13 protein-coding genes are annotated in these 17,132 nt (G+C 49.9%); 4 read left to right on the top strand and 9 right to left on the bottom strand.

Annotated features, from left to right (window positions below; all coding sequences use genetic code 11):
• Positions 1-108: 108 nt before the first annotated feature.
• The gene (locus AR306_RS04825; protein ID WP_166627884.1) at positions 109-1,431 is read left to right on the top strand and encodes a glycosyltransferase; all 1,323 of its coding nucleotides are present in this window, start codon (positions 109-111) and stop codon (positions 1,429-1,431) included.
• A 42-nt stretch (positions 1,432-1,473) separates the two neighbouring features.
• Positions 1,474-2,397 (top strand): hypothetical protein, encoded by a 924-nt coding sequence (locus tag AR306_RS13150; RefSeq protein ID WP_133539728.1) that lies wholly within the window; start codon positions 1,474-1,476, stop codon positions 2,395-2,397.
• Between the two features lie 122 nt (positions 2,398-2,519).
• Here AR306_RS13150 and AR306_RS04815 read toward each other — a convergent pair whose 3' ends face one another.
• The 6 genes from AR306_RS04815 to AR306_RS04790 all read right to left on the bottom strand — a co-directional run bounded on the left by AR306_RS04815 (position 2,520) and on the right by AR306_RS04790 (position 10,015).
• The gene (locus AR306_RS04815; RefSeq protein WP_101496411.1) at positions 2,520-3,095 is read right to left on the bottom strand and encodes a hypothetical protein; all 576 of its coding nucleotides are present in this window, start codon (positions 3,093-3,095) and stop codon (positions 2,520-2,522) included.
• A gap of 188 nt (positions 3,096-3,283) precedes the next feature.
• Positions 3,284-3,565 (bottom strand): hypothetical protein, encoded by a 282-nt coding sequence (locus AR306_RS04810; protein WP_101496410.1) that lies wholly within the window; start codon positions 3,563-3,565, stop codon positions 3,284-3,286.
• Positions 3,566-3,639: 74 nt separating this feature from the next.
• Positions 3,640-3,939, bottom strand: a complete 300-nt coding sequence (locus AR306_RS04805; protein WP_101496409.1) for a UDP-glucose 6-dehydrogenase family protein — start codon at positions 3,937-3,939, stop codon at positions 3,640-3,642.
• 108 nt (positions 3,940-4,047) lie between these two features.
• Entirely contained in the window at positions 4,048-5,871 is a 1,824-nt protein-coding gene (locus AR306_RS04800) for an ATP-binding protein (RefSeq protein WP_101496408.1), read from the bottom strand.
• Positions 5,872-6,055: 184 nt separating this feature from the next.
• On the bottom strand, positions 6,056-8,398 hold the full coding sequence (locus AR306_RS04795) for a TOTE conflict system archaeo-eukaryotic primase domain-containing protein (protein WP_101496407.1): 2,343 nt from the start codon (positions 8,396-8,398) through the stop codon (positions 6,056-6,058).
• A gap of 54 nt (positions 8,399-8,452) precedes the next feature.
• A complete protein-coding gene (locus tag AR306_RS04790; protein WP_101496509.1) occupies positions 8,453-10,015 on the bottom strand; it encodes an ATP-binding protein in 1,563 nt (520 codons plus the stop codon).
• Between the two features lie 133 nt (positions 10,016-10,148).
• Here AR306_RS04790 and AR306_RS04785 point away from each other — a divergent pair, with 133 nt between their 5' ends.
• Together AR306_RS04785 and AR306_RS04780 are read left to right on the top strand one after the other, a co-directional pair.
• Complete coding sequence (locus AR306_RS04785) at positions 10,149-10,610, top strand: adenylyltransferase/cytidyltransferase family protein (protein WP_101496406.1); 462 nt, start codon at positions 10,149-10,151, stop codon at positions 10,608-10,610.
• A gap of 44 nt (positions 10,611-10,654) precedes the next feature.
• Positions 10,655-11,860, top strand: a complete 1,206-nt coding sequence (locus tag AR306_RS04780) for a CDP-glycerol glycerophosphotransferase family protein (protein ID WP_240622478.1) — start codon at positions 10,655-10,657, stop codon at positions 11,858-11,860.
• Positions 11,861-12,047: 187 nt separating this feature from the next.
• On the opposite strand, the gene AR306_RS04775 is transcribed toward AR306_RS04780, so the two are convergent.
• The 3 genes from AR306_RS04775 to AR306_RS04765 form a co-directional block, all read right to left on the bottom strand.
• On the bottom strand, positions 12,048-13,085 hold the full coding sequence (locus AR306_RS04775; RefSeq protein WP_101496076.1) for an IS630 family transposase: 1,038 nt from the start codon (positions 13,083-13,085) through the stop codon (positions 12,048-12,050).
• A 156-nt stretch (positions 13,086-13,241) separates the two neighbouring features.
• The gene (gene relB, locus AR306_RS04770) at positions 13,242-13,427 is read right to left on the bottom strand and encodes a type II toxin-antitoxin system RelB family antitoxin (protein WP_101496404.1); all 186 of its coding nucleotides are present in this window, start codon (positions 13,425-13,427) and stop codon (positions 13,242-13,244) included.
• Positions 13,428-13,462: 35 nt separating this feature from the next.
• Positions 13,463-16,933 (bottom strand): glycosyltransferase, encoded by a 3,471-nt coding sequence (locus AR306_RS04765; protein WP_101496403.1) that lies wholly within the window; start codon positions 16,931-16,933, stop codon positions 13,463-13,465.
• Positions 16,934-17,132 lie beyond the last annotated feature (199 nt).

Raw genomic sequence — 17,132 nt, 5'->3', positions numbered from 1 at the left:
TCGGAATTGTTATTCCACAACAATAGAACAAACACGCCTACTCCACCGTGCGAAGAAATTATAACAAGCTTATGGGATACTAATCAGCCGTGTAAGGTCAGTGTATGCATGCTGGTTTACAATCATGAAAAGTATATCTCAGAATCCATAAGTTCTATATTAAATCAAAAAACAAATTTCTCATTTGAGCTGCTCATTCATGATGACGCATCTACTGATAATAGCCAAAAAATAATAAGAGAGTACGAACTCAGGTATCCCAATATTATAAAAGCAATTTATCAGACAGAAAACCAGCACTCACAAGGCATTAACCCCTCTGTTCACTACAACTACCCAAGAGCCAAGGGCGAATATATTTCTATTTGCGAAGGTGATGATTACTGGTGTGACACTCACAAACTGCAAGAACAAGTCGACTGCTTAGAAGAGCATAAAGAAATCAACCTTTGCTTTCACCAAGCCAGTCAAATTAGTTACTTTAACGCCTCACATCCAGCAAAAACCATAGGCACCTACGCAGAACAAAATAATATTATTCCATTTGAAAAAACCTTGTACCTAACCAATGGAATGGTTCCAACAGCAAGCTGCATGATACGCGCAGAAGTTAAGGAGAGACTCAGACTTTTCATGAAAGAAAGACCGCACTTAACATTAGGCGATCGCTTTCTACAGTTTTTTGGATCTTATCCAAACGGCTCGCTCTATATTAATAAAATAATGTCTGTATACAGACTGGGTACAGAAAACTCATGGTCTGCAAGCATAGCCAAAAACCCCGAGCACAAAATACGCCACGAAAAAGTTATGCTGCTTGCCTTTACTGAACTCAACAAAGAAGTCAATTACTCACTATCAGACAAACTAGCTGTTATATATTTACAAAGACTTCTATGGTTTTTTAGGCCGCAAATCAATCTAGACTCACCTTTACAACCCACCATCCTAGATAAACCTACTATAAACTCGAACACTCTAAAAGACCCCGGTATTGAAAGCCTTGAACCAAAATTCTTCACCGTCCAGAAAGAAATCAAGCAAACATTAAAAACCTGGAGTCGAAAAAGTGGGGAACATATTATTTTCGGTGCCGGCTCTGGCTGTAAGCTTATTTTAGAAACAATTGGTAGCCTTAATATCTCAGCTATTATTGATCGTGATAACAAACGAGTCGGTGAAACAATTAATACAGTGCCAATAATCTCACTAGACAATGTAGTGGATTACGACAACCCCAACATACTCGTAAGTGTTCCTAGTTCGGATAAAATAGAATTAAATAAAGAGCTTGAAAAACTCAGTATACCAGAAGAAAACGTACACTATTTATTTGACTCGGCAATCAAATGGCTAGCTGACAACCCTTTTACAAAAGAAGAACTAGACGAAGTATACAAGTCGATAAATATTGCTGAAAGGACTTATTAGCCCCACAACGCCAAGCTATAAATACACAGTATGAATATGTTATTGCCCATCAAAGAAATTAGCAATTGTGAAGCTCACCATCAGTTTGTAGCTAGCTACAACAGTTCCTTAATGTATCAACTTCAGAAAGTTCTTTATCTTACAAAAGAAGTTGAGACTTACTTAGATATCCAATCAAATAGCTCACGTTGGTACATCGATGACCCAAGACTATCCTACAGTCTAGATAATTTAATAAACAATTTATCAGTTCTCACAGAGTACTATCATGGATGGATTATATTTTGTCACATTGGCACAACAGTGCATAAAAAAGTTAAATACACTTTAGTAAAAAATGATTCTGAATTAGATACCTATATAGAAGAAATATTTAAAAGACACTCAATTGGAATTTTACAAAATAAAGAAAACACAGGCGCATATTACAAAAAATGTAAAGCAGAATTTATGCGCGCATACGAATACCTTCTCACTGGAAAAGCTCATGAAGTATACGTAATAAATAACTTTCTAAAACATAATGCAATTACCATGAAATACGCACCAAAAATATTTATCGACGATAACTTAATTTCCGCACCATATATTCATATCAACAAGCCAGAAGATCTCTTATTAAACAATTCTATCTTCAAATCACTGTTCGATCACGATTTAGAAAACAACGATACTTCCAGCAACACTAAAAACTATTACACTGAATTAATTAACTCAAGTGTTAAACACATTTGCAATATAGGTGGGATAAAAATTTACAACATAAATGGGTTGGACTATTTCATTAGCGACTCAACTGTAGGTCTATCGATAGAATCAATACTACAGGTTAGCCATGAGCTAACCTGTAGTATTGTTAAATTTGTCAGCAACAGTCTAGACTATACCTCCAAAAACAATCAGATAACCAATATAATAGAAAGCATTACAGCTCGAAAACCAAAAACTATTAACAGCCTTTTATAATGCCTCATTAAAGCAATACTTATGTATCAACAAAATCACTTGAGCCTATATCTTTTAGAGTCATAAAAACACCAGGCTTGCTGTATAGTAAAGCACCTCCACCTTGAATGAATTATTTCATTTTATTGCCGTAAGCCATGATAACTGTAATCAGCCTGAAAGTTTTCGAATGCATTTAAAGTTCTCTCAGTCGGGTAAGGGTAAAATACTGCGATCAAATGATTCTTTTCACAAAACTTAACAACATCATATCCCATTAGCTCAATAGTTTTATTTCGCTGCTTATCGGACATATTGGAATTACGCCAGTGATTAAAAAATATTCTATCTTCGAAATCAGATACCGCTCTGCTGGCAACTCTCTGATACTGATTATTATTGATTTGTGTAAAGTTGACAGTCGGAAGCGCACTATCCAGTAACTCATAAAAATGTACTGGATCATACCTGTTGTGATTACGGCATAACATTAACTGTTTTACTGCCTCAGGATGATTAATGTATCCACTTACATAGTCGCCATTAAGTGAACAGGTAAAGCCTATATTATGATCCACGAAAGCAAATAGGAACTTTCTTTGGCTTGATGAGTATGCAGTTTCTATTTGGCAGTTGTGATACCTCAATGTAAAAAATGCGACTATTACACCGTAATTTTCCATCCGTTTCTCAAACTGATTTATATTAGTAAATATCACAAACACCTCCTTATAAAATATTACACTTCACCAAAGCTAATAACACTCTTCTATAATTTTAATCAAAACTATAATAGTCAAGCATTACTTACTCTATTCTCGTAGATCCACTATATACTTTCAGGAAAATTACTCCCCAAAAAGTCTTGGTCTTCAGCTAGAAGACCAAGACTTTAATATCTAAAAAACTAGGCTGGATTAGCAACTAAATCAGCTTTCTCTTCTTTTCTTTTACGTGCAAGGCAACGATTAGTGGCATCTGTAATAGGCGTCTCGCCACCTTTTACCCCCCTCATGTACATCACCGCTGCAGCAGCTTCCATAATAGAAGCCGCAGAGTCAGGATTTGCCATATCAGCGGTCATTTCCTGTACAAGCTCAGTATCCGTAATGCCATTCTTTTCCGCTCGTCCCAGAGCATTAAACTCTTTCCTTGCTCGCGTTTGTTGTGTTTCAAGTAATCTCTTCATTAAACTGCTCCAAATATTTAGTCTACAAAATTGTAGACTCAAGCTATTCTTAATGAGGGCAAGCTCAGTAAATTTCAACCCACCTTACTGTTTGAGTGTTTGTGGTTGGTTTTGGGGTCGTAGTCGGTGGGCGTTGCTATCACAACGTAGTCAGCCTGGGCATAGGCTTGCTGCTTATCCAGCGTCGCGTGCAAATCAAGCGGCTTGTTAGCGAGAAAATCCTCAATTTCAGCATCAGCAAGCGGCGAAATTCTGTCATTTATCAGCCTTACCTTTTCCGGCACAAGGTCAAGTGCCGTAACCTGATTGTGCTGCGCCAGCAAAACCGCATTGGCTAGCCCAACATACCCAGTGCCGACGATGGTAATTTTCATAACGCTAGTGACCAAATGAGATACAAATCCTGCTCGCTAGCTTAGCACTTGGTGGATAAAATTGAATTGGGAATTGGTGGCCATGTCCGACATGCCGGCAGCGGTCGTTTATTTACCAGTCGACCGTGCAGATTTATACGCCTGATACGGATGGTTGATGCTTTCAGGATAAAGAAACTCCAAATCTCCATTTTTTACCATGACCGCAAGGTGCTTGTTGCGTAGGTAATTGCGATCTCTGCCCAGTAAGGTTGCAAGCTGGTCAATGGACATAGGTTGCCACTCACATAACTGCAACACCGCATTGCGCAAGGCTTTGCTGTCAATCCTTTTACCAAAGGTTGCAAGCTGGGTTGCAAGCTCTGGAGGTAAGGTTGCAAGTAAGGTTGCAACCTTCGTGCTATCGGTATGGATATTGCCCTCTGCAGCTTCCACCACTTCCTGCATGACAGGGCGCAAGCTGTAATAGGTTCGATTACCCGCCCCATGCTTTTCCAGCAAGCCCCGGTCGCGCAAACGGCGTAGCACTCGGCTGGCGGTAAGGGTATCCATGCCCGAGAAGTCACGACAGGCGCTGTTGTCCACTGCACCGGTGGCGCGGGCGTAGATCAGCACTTTAGTTTCTTCGTCGTCCAGTGGCTCGCTGGTCAGGGTGCGTAGCCAGGCATGGTCGTCTTCGCTTAGCAGGTTGTGCAGGAAAACGGTGACGCAAAAACTGTCGCCTTGGCGGTCTGATTTAAACTCGGGCGGGCTCAAATCTGCATCTGCGGACAGGCGGCGCATGGTGCGGATGCCGGAGCCTTTGGCCTCGGCCAGGTTCAAGTCATGCAGCACGGCACCGAGCAGCGGGTTGCGCGGCCAGGAGCCGGGCCTGCCCAGCTGGTCTTCGGGCTTGATGGAGTGGCCGATATTGCGGAACTCAATGCGGTTGCTGTAGCGGATGATTTGTATCGGGCTGTGCTTGAGATAGGTGCGGTGCATGACGGCGTTGGCGATAGCCTCGCGCACCACCTTGCGCGGCACTATGGGCTCTTGCACGCTGTAGGGCGAATCATCCGGCAGGTGGAAACCGCGTGGTAGCTCGTCGATGACGCTGGCTTCTGCCTGTGGCAAGGCCAACACCAGCGGCTTGCGGATTTCGATGGACTGGAAGCGGTCGTGCGGGTCTTCAATCCACTCCACGCCCGGCACACGGATGTAGTCAATTTTGGCCATGGGCAACATACGGCGCAGGGCCATGGGTTTACCAAACAGCAGAATGCCGGCCAGTGTCGGACGCAACTGGTCGTTTTCGTAGCGTAAAGCCCCCAAGGCTTCCAGCAACTCGGTGTCGCTGTAGGCCAGTTCCTCGGCCTGTGCATTGACCGTTGCCCGCTTGCGGCGATATTCGGCCAGCGCTTGCGGGTCAAAGTCGTCCATGCGGGCATCTTGCAGAATGGTCGAGTCCGGGCCGTGTAAAGGCTGGCTGGAGCTGCGCAAAGCCCAGAGGTCTTCATCCACACAGCGCTGGTCGGTAGAGCCGATTCGACGATAAGCGCCGCCAGGCAATCCGGTGGCGGTTTTGTATACCGGCTTATGGCTGATATCCGCCTCCGGTACATAGACGACCAGCAAGGTTTTACCGTCGATTTGCTCCAGCTTCATCTCGGGACGCAGAGAGACGTTGAGCATGCTGGAGCATTGGCTGGCCAGATCCATTTGCGCTTTGTCGGGTTCGGGCAGACCGGTGGGCGTGTAAACCGTGTCGCCCTTGTCATTCACCGACCAGTCAACACCCAGCAGCAGGTAGCCGCCATCCAGCCCCGGCTCGTTGGCATAGGCGATAACGGTTTCCAGCACGGACTTGCCGAGCTGGCTGGCACGCTTGGCTTCAATGCGGGTGGATTCATCCACTGCATTGAGTTCGTCGAGGAGGTCTTGGGCTGTGCGCATAATCCCGCCATATTCACGAGCATTGAATAAAAACAAAGAAGGTGAGTAGTTTATCCTTAAAATCAAAATGTTCCTGCAAGAACTTGATTAGAGAAGCCGCTCACCATGGGTGAAAATATCAAGTAGCGACGGCGGCACCATGTTGTTGCGCGACGTGCTGAATTGTAGTGGTGTAATTAACCTTTCAACCGCCCACCCTGTACCCCATTGCCCGATAGCCCTGTTGCCGCTTCTCCCACATTCTGAGCAATACCGGATGCCCGCTGTCTACAAAATCAATGATTTTCACATCTGTCTTGCCGGCATGTTCACGGTGCAGACGACCAGCATACTGTTGCAGCGTGCCTTTCCAGGATACCGGCATGGCCAGCACCAGTGTATCCAGCGGTGGATGGTCAAAGCCTTCACCAACGAGTTTGCCCGTGGACAAAAGAATGCGCGGCGCATCGGGCGGTAATGCGGCAAGATCTGAAAGTAACGCTTCCCGCTGTTTTCTGGACATACGGCCATGCAGCACAAACAGATTGGACTCCGCCCCTTCTAGTGCCGCTCGAATTTCATGCAGATGTTCTACACGTTCAGTAAGCACCAACACTTTTCGCTTCTGCCCAACTGCTCTACATACTTCGGCTGCAATGGCTGCTGTTCTCTCACCGTCATTGGCCAGCTGACGAAATACGTCTTGGATACCCGTCTCCTCCGTCGCCGCAATCTGCATATTCCGAAAGTTCGGGATCACTTCGAGATTTTGCGGGGCTCCAGCTGGTCTCGCTGCGGTATATCGCAGTGGTCCGCACTGCATAAAAATAATCGGTTGCAGGCCATCCCGACGAACCGGAGTCGCGGTAAGACCCAGCACAAACTTGGCTTTGGTGCGTTTCAGGATGGCATCAAACGAGGTCGCCCCGACATGATGACATTCATCGACGATGATTTGCCCATAGTTCTCTACCAGTGCATTGACTTTGCCCTGCCTGGATACCGACTGCATAACAGCAATGTCGATCAGCCCGCCGGGCTTGTGCTTGCCGCCACCAACAATGCCAGCCGCACCTTTTCCGATATCCAGAAATGTCTGCAGTCGTTCCTGCCATTGTTTGAGCAGTTCAACCCTGTGCACCAGTATCAGTGTATTCACGCTCCGTTTCGCGATAATCGCTGCCGCAGTCAACGTTTTCCCAAAGGCTGTGGGCGCACAGAGCACACCGAAATCGTGATGCAGCATGGCAGCAACCGCAGCTTCCTGATCAAGCCGTAATGTGCCGGTAAATGACACCTCAACAGGCTCACCCGCAAAGCGCTCATCATGCAATTCACAGTCAATGCCATTCTCGGCCAGCAGCTTCAGCGCGGCATCCAGACAGCCGCGCGGCAAGGCAATGTGCTGCGGGTAATTCTCTGCATTACCAATAACGCGCGGCTTGTTCCACACCGACATGCGCATGGCCTGCGCCTTGTAAAACTCTGGATTTTGAAATGCTGCCAGTCGAATCAAGCGGTTGGCCAAAACCTGCGGCAGTTGTGCCTTTTCAAAGTACAACTGATTGGCCAGGGTCGCTCGCAGTGAAGCAGGCATCGTTCCTGCTAACGTTCTATCCAGCTTGCGGCTACGCACCCATGGAGCTGCCAAGTCTTCATCATCAATGAAGGTCACGTCCAGAGGGTGCGCATTGCCTGCTACCCGCAAAATGACCGGCTCAATATCTTGCACGGCCATCGGCTCAATTGTGGCAAGAAACGCCCAAGGGTCTGGATAGGGTTGTAGCTCAGCGTCTACAAACAGGCTGTAGCCATATTCACGCGGCCCTTTCTGCAAGGGCAAAGCAATCAGGTTGCCAAATCCGCCTTTGGGCATCCTGTCCTGGTTCGGAAACAGTCGATCATAAGAGGACAGTTTTAACTGCCGCATACGGGCACAGGTATGGCTGATAAGCGCCGTTCCAAGTCGTCGTGCATCACAGGCAGAAACGCGGCTTTCAAAAAATATCCAGACATGCGCCCCCTTGCCCGAGCGGGAGATTTCCAGTGCAGCCGACACACCCAACTCCTGGCAGGACAGCATAAAAGCTCTCGCATCATCGCGCCATTCAGCCTCATCAAAATCTGCCGCCAGAAAATAACAGTCATCACCTTCCAGCAGCGGGTATACACCAATGGTGTGTTTGCCGGCCAGATGGTTGTATATCACGGCATCAGATAACGGAAGTAGCACGCGGTGCTGGCATTCACTGCACTTGATGCGTGGTTTTTCACAGACACCAGGCCGCCACTCATTGGCGCAGGCCGGCGCATAACCGGACTTGCCTGTGGTTTTGCTTTCCCAGCGCAGTGCAAAGACATCCTCCCGCCCACGAAACAAACGCCGAAACAGCGCTATCTTGTCGGCAGTGGACAAACGGAGCGTATCTTCTGCTGGAACGGCAACAGCCGGTTGCTGCACCCGCCACTCAATACCGTTTGCCTCAAGCAGCGCAATCAATCGGGCATTTTCGGTACGTAATACGGATAGTTCATCAAGGTCAGCCATCCACGTTACCCCGTTACGTCAGGAAGTCCACTCGCTGCGCCGGGATGGCCCGCGTCAGACGGTCTCCACCTCAAACGCCACAATCTGCCGCTGCCGGCTGGAAAACTCCACACCAATCTGGTGAATAGGCTTGCCGGATGCGCGGTATTTGTCGGCGTAGCCCTTAGCCTTGATTTGCTCCAGCGCCCTGCCCTCTGGCAACTGCTCCACCACCTTGAATTCAAAAAGATAAATATGGCCATCAAAGTCCACTGCCATATCCACCCGACCATGGTTGCTGGCATCTTCGACGGTTACGTTCAGGCCAAGCGCGGCAAAGTGGCTGTAGAAAATGCTGGCGTAGTGGCCTTCGTACTGGGCAATCGGGTTGTTGCGATACCAGTCGTGCGGCAGACCGGCGTAGAGGGCTTTGAGGTGGGTGTGCAGCTTATCCAGATTGTGCTCACGCATGCTTGCAAATAATGCGGAACGCTGTTCGGGGGCATTTTGCACGCCAAGCGCGGGCAACAGGGCACGATTCAGGCTGGTTTCCACCTCGAAGTTGGGAAAGCCGAGGGTGAATTGTTTATAGCCCAGAATAGGTTCTTCAATATTTTTAATCGTCAGATAGCCCGTCTGGAACAACAAAGCTTCGGTACTGATTTCGCCCACATCAAACTGGCTTAACAGCTCATACTCCGCTATCCACTGGTCGAGTTTTGGCGTAAACACACCACGCTTGTGTAGCACCTCAACTAAAAAAGTAGGCGTAGCGCTTTCGAACCAGTAAGGCGCAAATGTACGATTCTGCAAAAAGAGCAACACATCGAACGGGTTATAAACCGAGACAACCTCACTATCCCCCCAACGGTAACCATTATACCACTCACGAATACGCTCTGGCTCCAGTCCGGTCAACTCGGGCGCGAACACCATCTCTATATCATTACCCGTATAACCGCAGATGCTACTGTATTCCGGAACAAGGGTAATATCACGCAGGTTATTCAAGCCAGAAAACAAGCTCACTTTGCTAAACTTGGATACCCCCGTAATCAGCACCAACTGTAAATAAGGGTCGGCATCCTTGACTACGCTGTACAGGTTTTTCAGCCCTTCGCGCAGCTCGCGGGCGCGGTCTTCGTCGCTGATATTGTCCAGAATTGGCTTGTCGTATTCGTCAATCAGCAGTACCACCGGCCTGCCTGTCTTCTCGCAGGCAAGCTGTAGCAAATCGGAAAACTCGCCGGCAATATCAGTTTCCGACACAGGCTGGTCGGTAAAACGCGCACGCTCCTGACGCAACTGGTGGCGAATGCGCACATCCAGCTCCTCACGATTACGCATCACGCCACTGCCAAAACTCAGCCGAATCACCGGATTGGTTTGTTGCCAGTCCCAGCAGTCATAAATGTGCAGGCCTTCAAACAATTCCTGACGACCTTCATACAGGCAGCGAATCGTATCCAGCAGCAAGCTTTTGCCAAACCGGCGTGGCCGTGACAGAAAATAAAACTTGTTCTGCTGCACCAGTCGCTCGATATACGGCGTTTTATCAACGTAGTAATAGCCGCCCTCACGGATAATCGAAAAGGTTTGGATGCCGATGGGCAGTCTAAGGCGAGTGCTGGCAGTCATGCTGGCTCCCTGTGCGAAAAACGGGTTAAAAAAGCCCGGAAAGCATAGCATATAACCTGCTTCAAGCATCTGGCGTACGCCCCGATAACCATTAGGGTCTATACTTGGCACAGATTATTTTTCAGGCGATATCATGCAAAAAACCATTCTCACCTACGGCACCTTTGACCTGTTCCATATCGGCCACTTGCGCCTGCTGGAGCGGCTGCGCGCCATGGGCGACCGTCTGGTGGTCGGTGTTTCCACCGATGAATTCAACGCCAGCAAGGGCAAGAAAACCGTGGTGCCCTTTGCCGACCGCCTGGATATTGTGCGTAGTCTGCGCTGTGTGGACCTCGCCATTGCTGAAACCTGTTGGGAGCAAAAAGCGCAGGATATCGCCGAGCATCAGGTCAGCATTCTGGGCATGGGCGATGACTGGGCGGGCAAGTTTGATGATTTATCCAGCCTGTGCGAAGTGGTGTATCTGCCGCGCACTCTGGGCATTTCCACTACGGATATTCGCAATCAGTTGCGGGCGTTGTCGCCGGAACATATCAACGAGCTAAAACAGGCGCTCGACATGATGTCGGCAATTGTGGCGAGGTTTGACTGATGCTTTCCCCGCTGGCATTTAAGCTATTGCACCCGTTATGGCGCTTGCTGGACTGGCTGATGCCCAAAAGGCCGGACTATTGGGCTTTTTGTACGCACCACCTGCACACCGGGCGTTTTGTTGAAAACCAGCGTGCATTGTTTGAGCAGGTAAAAGCTGATCCGAGCATTCACAAGCTGGTGTTTTACCGTGGCCAGCCCGATGACTGGCAAACTGAAGGGGCAGTCAACTATCAGGCCGTGCAACATGGCACACTCAAAGCGTTTTGGCTGCTGGCACAGTGCAAGGTTGTGTTGTTGACACATTCCATTGCTATGGATTTTTCCCTGCGCTGGCCTGACGGACGTTTTTCAGTGCTCAAACTCAACACCAGCAAACGTGTGGTGGTTAACCTGTGGCATGGCATTGCACTCAAACGTCTGCTGCAAACCGCCAACAGCACCATCCGCCAACATACTGACCGTGTGCCCTACCGCACACAGGAGCGTCGTGGTTATGCCGGGCTAATTGCATCGTCTGATGTTGACAGCTACGCCATGGCGGCGATGTTTTATCCGCTCAATTACCAGCAAATTTGGCTGACAGGGCTGCCACGCAATGATTTTCTCGCCATGCCGGAAACGCAGCTGCCGCTGTATATTCGTGATTCTTTACAAACCATACGCAGCATCAAACAAGACAAAAAACTGATTGTTTATGCGCCCACTTACCGCCAGGTAGCCGTGAGTGACAGCGCCTATTATTACCAGTTCACTGACGAAGAAATCAGCCAGTTGAAGGTTTTTTTGCGTGCCAACAATGCCCTGCTGGGTTACCGTCCACACTACTTCAATAACAGCACAGAGTTTTTTAACCTTGAGCAGTACATCGATAACAAGCTTATTTTTGACATGTCACAAATCGCAGTGCCGGAATTTTCTGCCCTGGCACGCGAGTGTGATTTATTGGTAACCGACTATTCCAGCGTTTATATCGAAGCCCTGTACCTGAACAAGCCGGTAATTTGCTTTGGTTATGATATAGAGCACTACCGCAGCCAGCAGGACGGCCTGCTCTATGACATGGAACTGGCCTTTCCTGGCCCGGTCATCGAAGAGTTTGCACAGCTTCTACCTGCCATACAGGAAAGGCTGAATGCCTCACCGCTGCAGATAGAGCTGGAGCAAAAAACCGCCAAACAGCTATTTTTCAAGCATCAGGACTGTAATAACAGCCAACGCGTGATTATAAGTATCAAAAGACACTTATAAATTAATGGCCGTTTAAGGGTACTCACGTCTGGTATGCAGAACTTCCAGTATTTCCACACAGTGTGTCACACGATAAACCATAAAATAGTTAGCAGTCACAATCGCCTCTCTAGTTCCTGCTACACGTCCCAGTTTGTGCATATATGGAAATAGAGACAATATTACCTCGGCAATTAAATAGGCCATATCAGGCGGCATAAGCAATCTTGGGGTGTCGGAAGTAAGAAGAAACTCGTCCCGGCCTCCGCTGGATACGCCTTAGTATTGAACGAACCCGCTCTTCAAGTTCAGCCTGCGTACGCGCAGCCCTGCCAGTTTTTAACTGTTGTTTAAGGTCCCCGTTCAGGTATTCGTCTGGATTGAGCTCTGGCGCATAAGCGGGCAGAAAAAATAACTCAATTTGCTCTTTTCTGGCCTCGACCCAAGCTGCGACTTTCTTGCTGTGGTGCACTCGCAGGTTATCGAGAATCAGAAATATTTTTCTGCCTTCCGAGCCGCGAACAAGGCGATCCAGAAAGCGAATCAACACCTGGGATGTCATCGTTTCCCGGTACATCATGAAGCGCAATTTACCTCGGTTGGTAACACTAGAAATCATATTGGTTGCAAACCGGCTACCGCTAACCAGTCGTACTGGTGTCTTGCCTGCCGGTGCAAAGCTGCGGCCACCGTGGCTGTCGCTACGTACTCCAGTCTCGTCAGCCCACTGGATTTCGGCGTTTTCGACCTTTGCACGCTGGGCAATCAGCGGATATTCCTCATCCAGCCAGCGCTGCACCACCTTTGGATTCTGCTGATAAGCCCGCTTTAGCGGACGCTGTGGAGTGTAACCCCAGCGCTTGAGGTACTCGCCTACAGTACGTACCGGCATCAGAAAGTCGCAGCGTTCCTGAATCAGCTCGCGCACCGCATCGCGTGTCCACAGAGCAAAACCCAACTTGAGCTGGTCGGGCATTTTGTCGGTAATCAGCGTCTGAATGAGAACTTCCTGACTACTGCTCAAGCTGCGCCGCTCACCGGCTTTGGCTCCACGCTGACCACCTTTAATGGCCGCCTGTTTACCTTCTTGTGCTGCTGTTTCAGTCCATTTAGCGACAGTGCGCATGTGAACACCCACTGCTTCAGCAGTGGCTTTAAATGTATAGCCCTGTTCACGCATGCGCAAAGCGATAGTTCGCTTTTCACGCTGCTCTTCAGGACTCAGTTTTCGGGCATCTATTTTCATAATGTTGAGATTATACACTATGCTCTATTAGATTGCCGCATTAATACAGTTGCCGTCTCCATAATGTCAGTGTGCAACTGCTGTGCTGCTAGCCGGTTATGATCGGCCAGGTAGCCAATAATAATATCTAGCGACTCTAGAGCTTGCTCGCTCCACTCAACCAGCATTACGAGTTTTAGCCTCAATCAAGGCGGTAATTCGCGCCATTGCCTCGTCATGTGGCACTCGAGGCCTATCATCTTTCATGCTGCGCTCAATGCGTTCACGAACCCATGCGTCATAAGAGTCGGCTTGGTCCTGCGTTTCAAATTCAGAAACCAACGGGTCTAATTTGATAGTCATACCCACCTCCTGATGAGGCTAAATGTTAGCATAAATTACCTACCTACCCATGCATCGCGCCAGCGCTTGAGGTGCTCACCCTCCAGCATCCAGTCGCTCAGAACCTTGGCTTGCAGCTCGTCGCCCATGCGGGCAGTGGCATCCAGATCACTGATATGCATACGGATGGCATCCACCCAGTCTTTATAGCGATTTTTCACCAGCGTTACCGGCAGGCCGGCTTGCTGGCCTTCCTGATAGGGACGGATATCGGTACAGATAATCGGAATACCGCAGGCACCATATTCAAGTTGGCGCAGGTTACTTTTGCACTCGTTGAACAGGTTGTACTCCAGTGGTGCCAGCCCCAGGTCGAGATTCAACGCCGCCAGCCTGGCAGGGTAATCTTCAATAGGCACACCTTCGTGATACTCATGCACATAAGGCTTGAGCGCTTCGGGACACATGCCAAAAAACACCCATTCCACTTCATCGGCCAGATCACGAACCACGTCTGTTATAAGCTCCAGGTCACCCGTATGGCTTGACCCGCCAGCCCAGCCGACGCGCGGCTTATCACCCTGCCTGCGTTGGGTTTGCAGGCCATTCCACCATTTGGACGGCAAACGGTTTTCGCATACAACAATTTCACCGTGCAAGCCGGAAAACGCCTCGGCCAGCGCGTGGGTAGAGACCACAAAGCGGTCAACAAAACCTAGTCCGCGACGTAACGAACGCAAAATATCCTTGGGCATATGTTCACGGGATGCGCTTTTTAGCGGCAAGTTGGGCAGGTAGTCATCCAGCTCATAAACTTTGAACGCACGTGAAAAGCGCTGCATACGCTGCATGGCCTGCAAGCGCTCTTCACCAATCTGGCGCTGCAACACAACAGCATCGGGGCTGTAACGCTCCAGATCCACCACCTGCATCAAGCCGGTAGAGATCGCTCCGTCCAGCAAGCCAGCCTCTTTCATTGCCAAAAACGGCTGCATCATGCGGTAATGGCCACAGCCAAACAGGTCAGCTGGATGCACCAGTGCTACCGGTTGTGGGCGTACAGCATCCAGCGGTCGCCAGGAAATCTGGCTATCGGCTAGGCGATAGCCACCAGACATGGCCAAGGAAAAGTTCGGGTTGTAGGCAGGGTCACGCGCCAGCTGCGGTAACCACTTGTCGTACATGTCATCCTGTTGCTCACTATCGGGCCGCGGTCGTTTGCCACGGTCGAGCATCAGCTGTGCATGAGGCGTCCATACCGTCAAAAACCCTGCCTGTGCGGCACGCAAGCAAAAATCGGTACTTTGATAAGCATCCGCCAGCGTCGCATCAAAACCACTCAACTCGACAAACAACTGCTTGAGCACCAGCATGCAATCACTGCCAACTGCACTCAGGTTTTGATCCACCTGCAAGCGCTGCATATAACCGGCAGCGTCCAGCGCCTGCCCGACAAAGGGTGCGCCCACCGGGCCTTCCAGCCCCAGCACCAACCCGGCATGAGCAACCTTACCCTCGGCGCTGAGCAGCTTGGCACCCACTACGCCCACCTCGCCGCGCTGGCCGTGGTTAAGCAGCTCGTCCAGCCAGTGCGGACTGACAATCGCTGTATCGGGTGATAACAGCAACAAGTAGTCGCCGATTGCCTGCTCTGCTGCCACGGTCAACTGCTTGGCTGTTTCTATGACCGCCGGGCGCAACACGCGCAACTTGGCTTCCTGCATTTGCTCCAGCGCGGCCAGCCAGTCTTTCACTTCAGCGCCGGACTGCGGCTGCTCGATAAACAGAATTTCAAAGTTCTGGTATTCGGTATTGCCCAGCAAGCCCTCAACGCAGCGCTGCAAGTTGGCCAAATTGCTGCCCGCCTGCAATAGCAAGGATACAACCGGCTGCGCCGGATGGTTATAGCGCACCTGATACCGGCCCGGATTCGGCGCATGCAGTTGCGCCTGCTCATACCCCCGCGCTTGCAGGTGCGCCTCAATCGCCTTGCGCTCATCCTCGATATTGGCCAGCTGCGGCGACGGTATAATCACCAGCGGCTCGGCAATATGCGCCAGCCCGGCCATGCCACCGCTATTGACCATGCGCAAAATAGCATCCAGTTCAAAGGCTTGCGGCAGTTGCTCGTTAAAGCTGCCTTCGGCCAGCAGTACCTGTCGGTTAAACAGCCAATTTTTTGCCATGCCGGCGGGGAAACTGAGCAGATAATCCAGATTAAAAGACGGCCGCAAGGCCACGCCCAGCCGCCCTTGCTCCGGACGGTACACCTGGTCGAAACACACAGCACGACAATCTGCGCCTGGCAAATCCATCAGCGCCATTACCAGCCCCGAATAAATAAACTCGATACCGGCATCAACCACCACACACCAGTCGGCATTGCTGGCGCGCAGCGCCTGATTGATGGCCGGCACAACCGGCGTAGCGCTGACAACTTGCGGACGCAAGGCCAGCGGCAAACTTGCCAAGCTCTCCAGGCTTTTCAACGTGCGCTTGACCGCCAGCTCGTCGTCGTCCGCGTCCAGCACCAACACCTGTATGCTCAAGCTGACGGTTTTGCCGTTGAAATAACTGGCCTGACGCTCACTCAGGGTACGCTTGGCCAGCCAGTCCTCAATCGATACCTCGGTAAAGCGTGACTGGTACTCAGCTTTCAATAGCGCATCGAGCAAATCCACGGGCTTGAAGCGCATCGCTATGCCGCTCGAATCCAGCCGTGCCACCTGCACCTGATTGTTGTCAGCATCAGTGCGGTACCAGGCCAGGTCACGGATTGCCTGACGGAAATTGGCATGGCCTTTTTCACCAATACCGACTTTATCACGCCCGATCTGGCTGAATTGCTCCCTGGAAACACGAAACCGGGTTTGCGGCTCGGCCAGATACACCATATCGCCCATACGCAGCAGCTTGGCATAGAACGCCAGATCACCCACCCAGCCAATACTTATGCCATTCAAATAAGTCGGGCGCTCGGTAAACTTCTCAAAATCCGCCTTGCGACACAGGGTACAGCTGGGCTCGCCAATAAAGTTGATGGTATTGTCAGCCAGAAAAGACACCAGCTCATCACCCTTGACCAGCACATCAGCACCAAAGGGGTTCACGGTATAGATATCATCAGCCAGCAGCTCACCCTGCTCGTCGATACGCTCCCGCTTGGAGGTTGCCAGAGTAGCACCGGGGTTGTTCTGCAGGGCCTGTAACAGGTTACGAATGGCATCTGGCTTGAGTACGTCGTCATCATGCAGGATTTTGATGTACTCGCCCCTGGCCAGTTTGACGCCCTTCTCTACCCCGCCAAACCCCCACAGTCGCTTTTCGTTTTTCGAATAATGTACCGGAAAAGGCGCCAGCGCAGCTTTGGCCTCTACCCGCTCACGCACCTCTTCGGTCGTGCTGTCGTCACAGACAATCAGCTCAAGATTTGGATAGCTTTGCGCGATCAGGCTATCCAGCGCCTGATCGATATACTGGGTTTTGTAGGCCGGCATGACCACGCTGACGAGGGGTTGTGTATCCATTCTGGAACTTCCTGACGTATGCGAATAATGCCGCCCATTCTACCCACACCAGAAAAAGGAAAAAGGGGTCAGGTACATTTAACGTATTAAATGTACCTGACCCCTTTTTCTGTTGACACTACAAACCTGCTGCGCAAGCCAGAAAAAGCAGGCCTGTACGCGCATTAGTCTTTGCTTACCATGTAAACCATGCTATACA

It is taken from the genome of Thiopseudomonas denitrificans, from assembly GCF_002866065.1.
Classification (GTDB): domain Bacteria; phylum Pseudomonadota; class Gammaproteobacteria; order Pseudomonadales; family Pseudomonadaceae; genus Thiopseudomonas; species Thiopseudomonas denitrificans.
The sequence above is the reverse complement of the archived record's forward strand: the minus strand, read 5'-3'. Positions and strand labels throughout refer to the sequence as shown.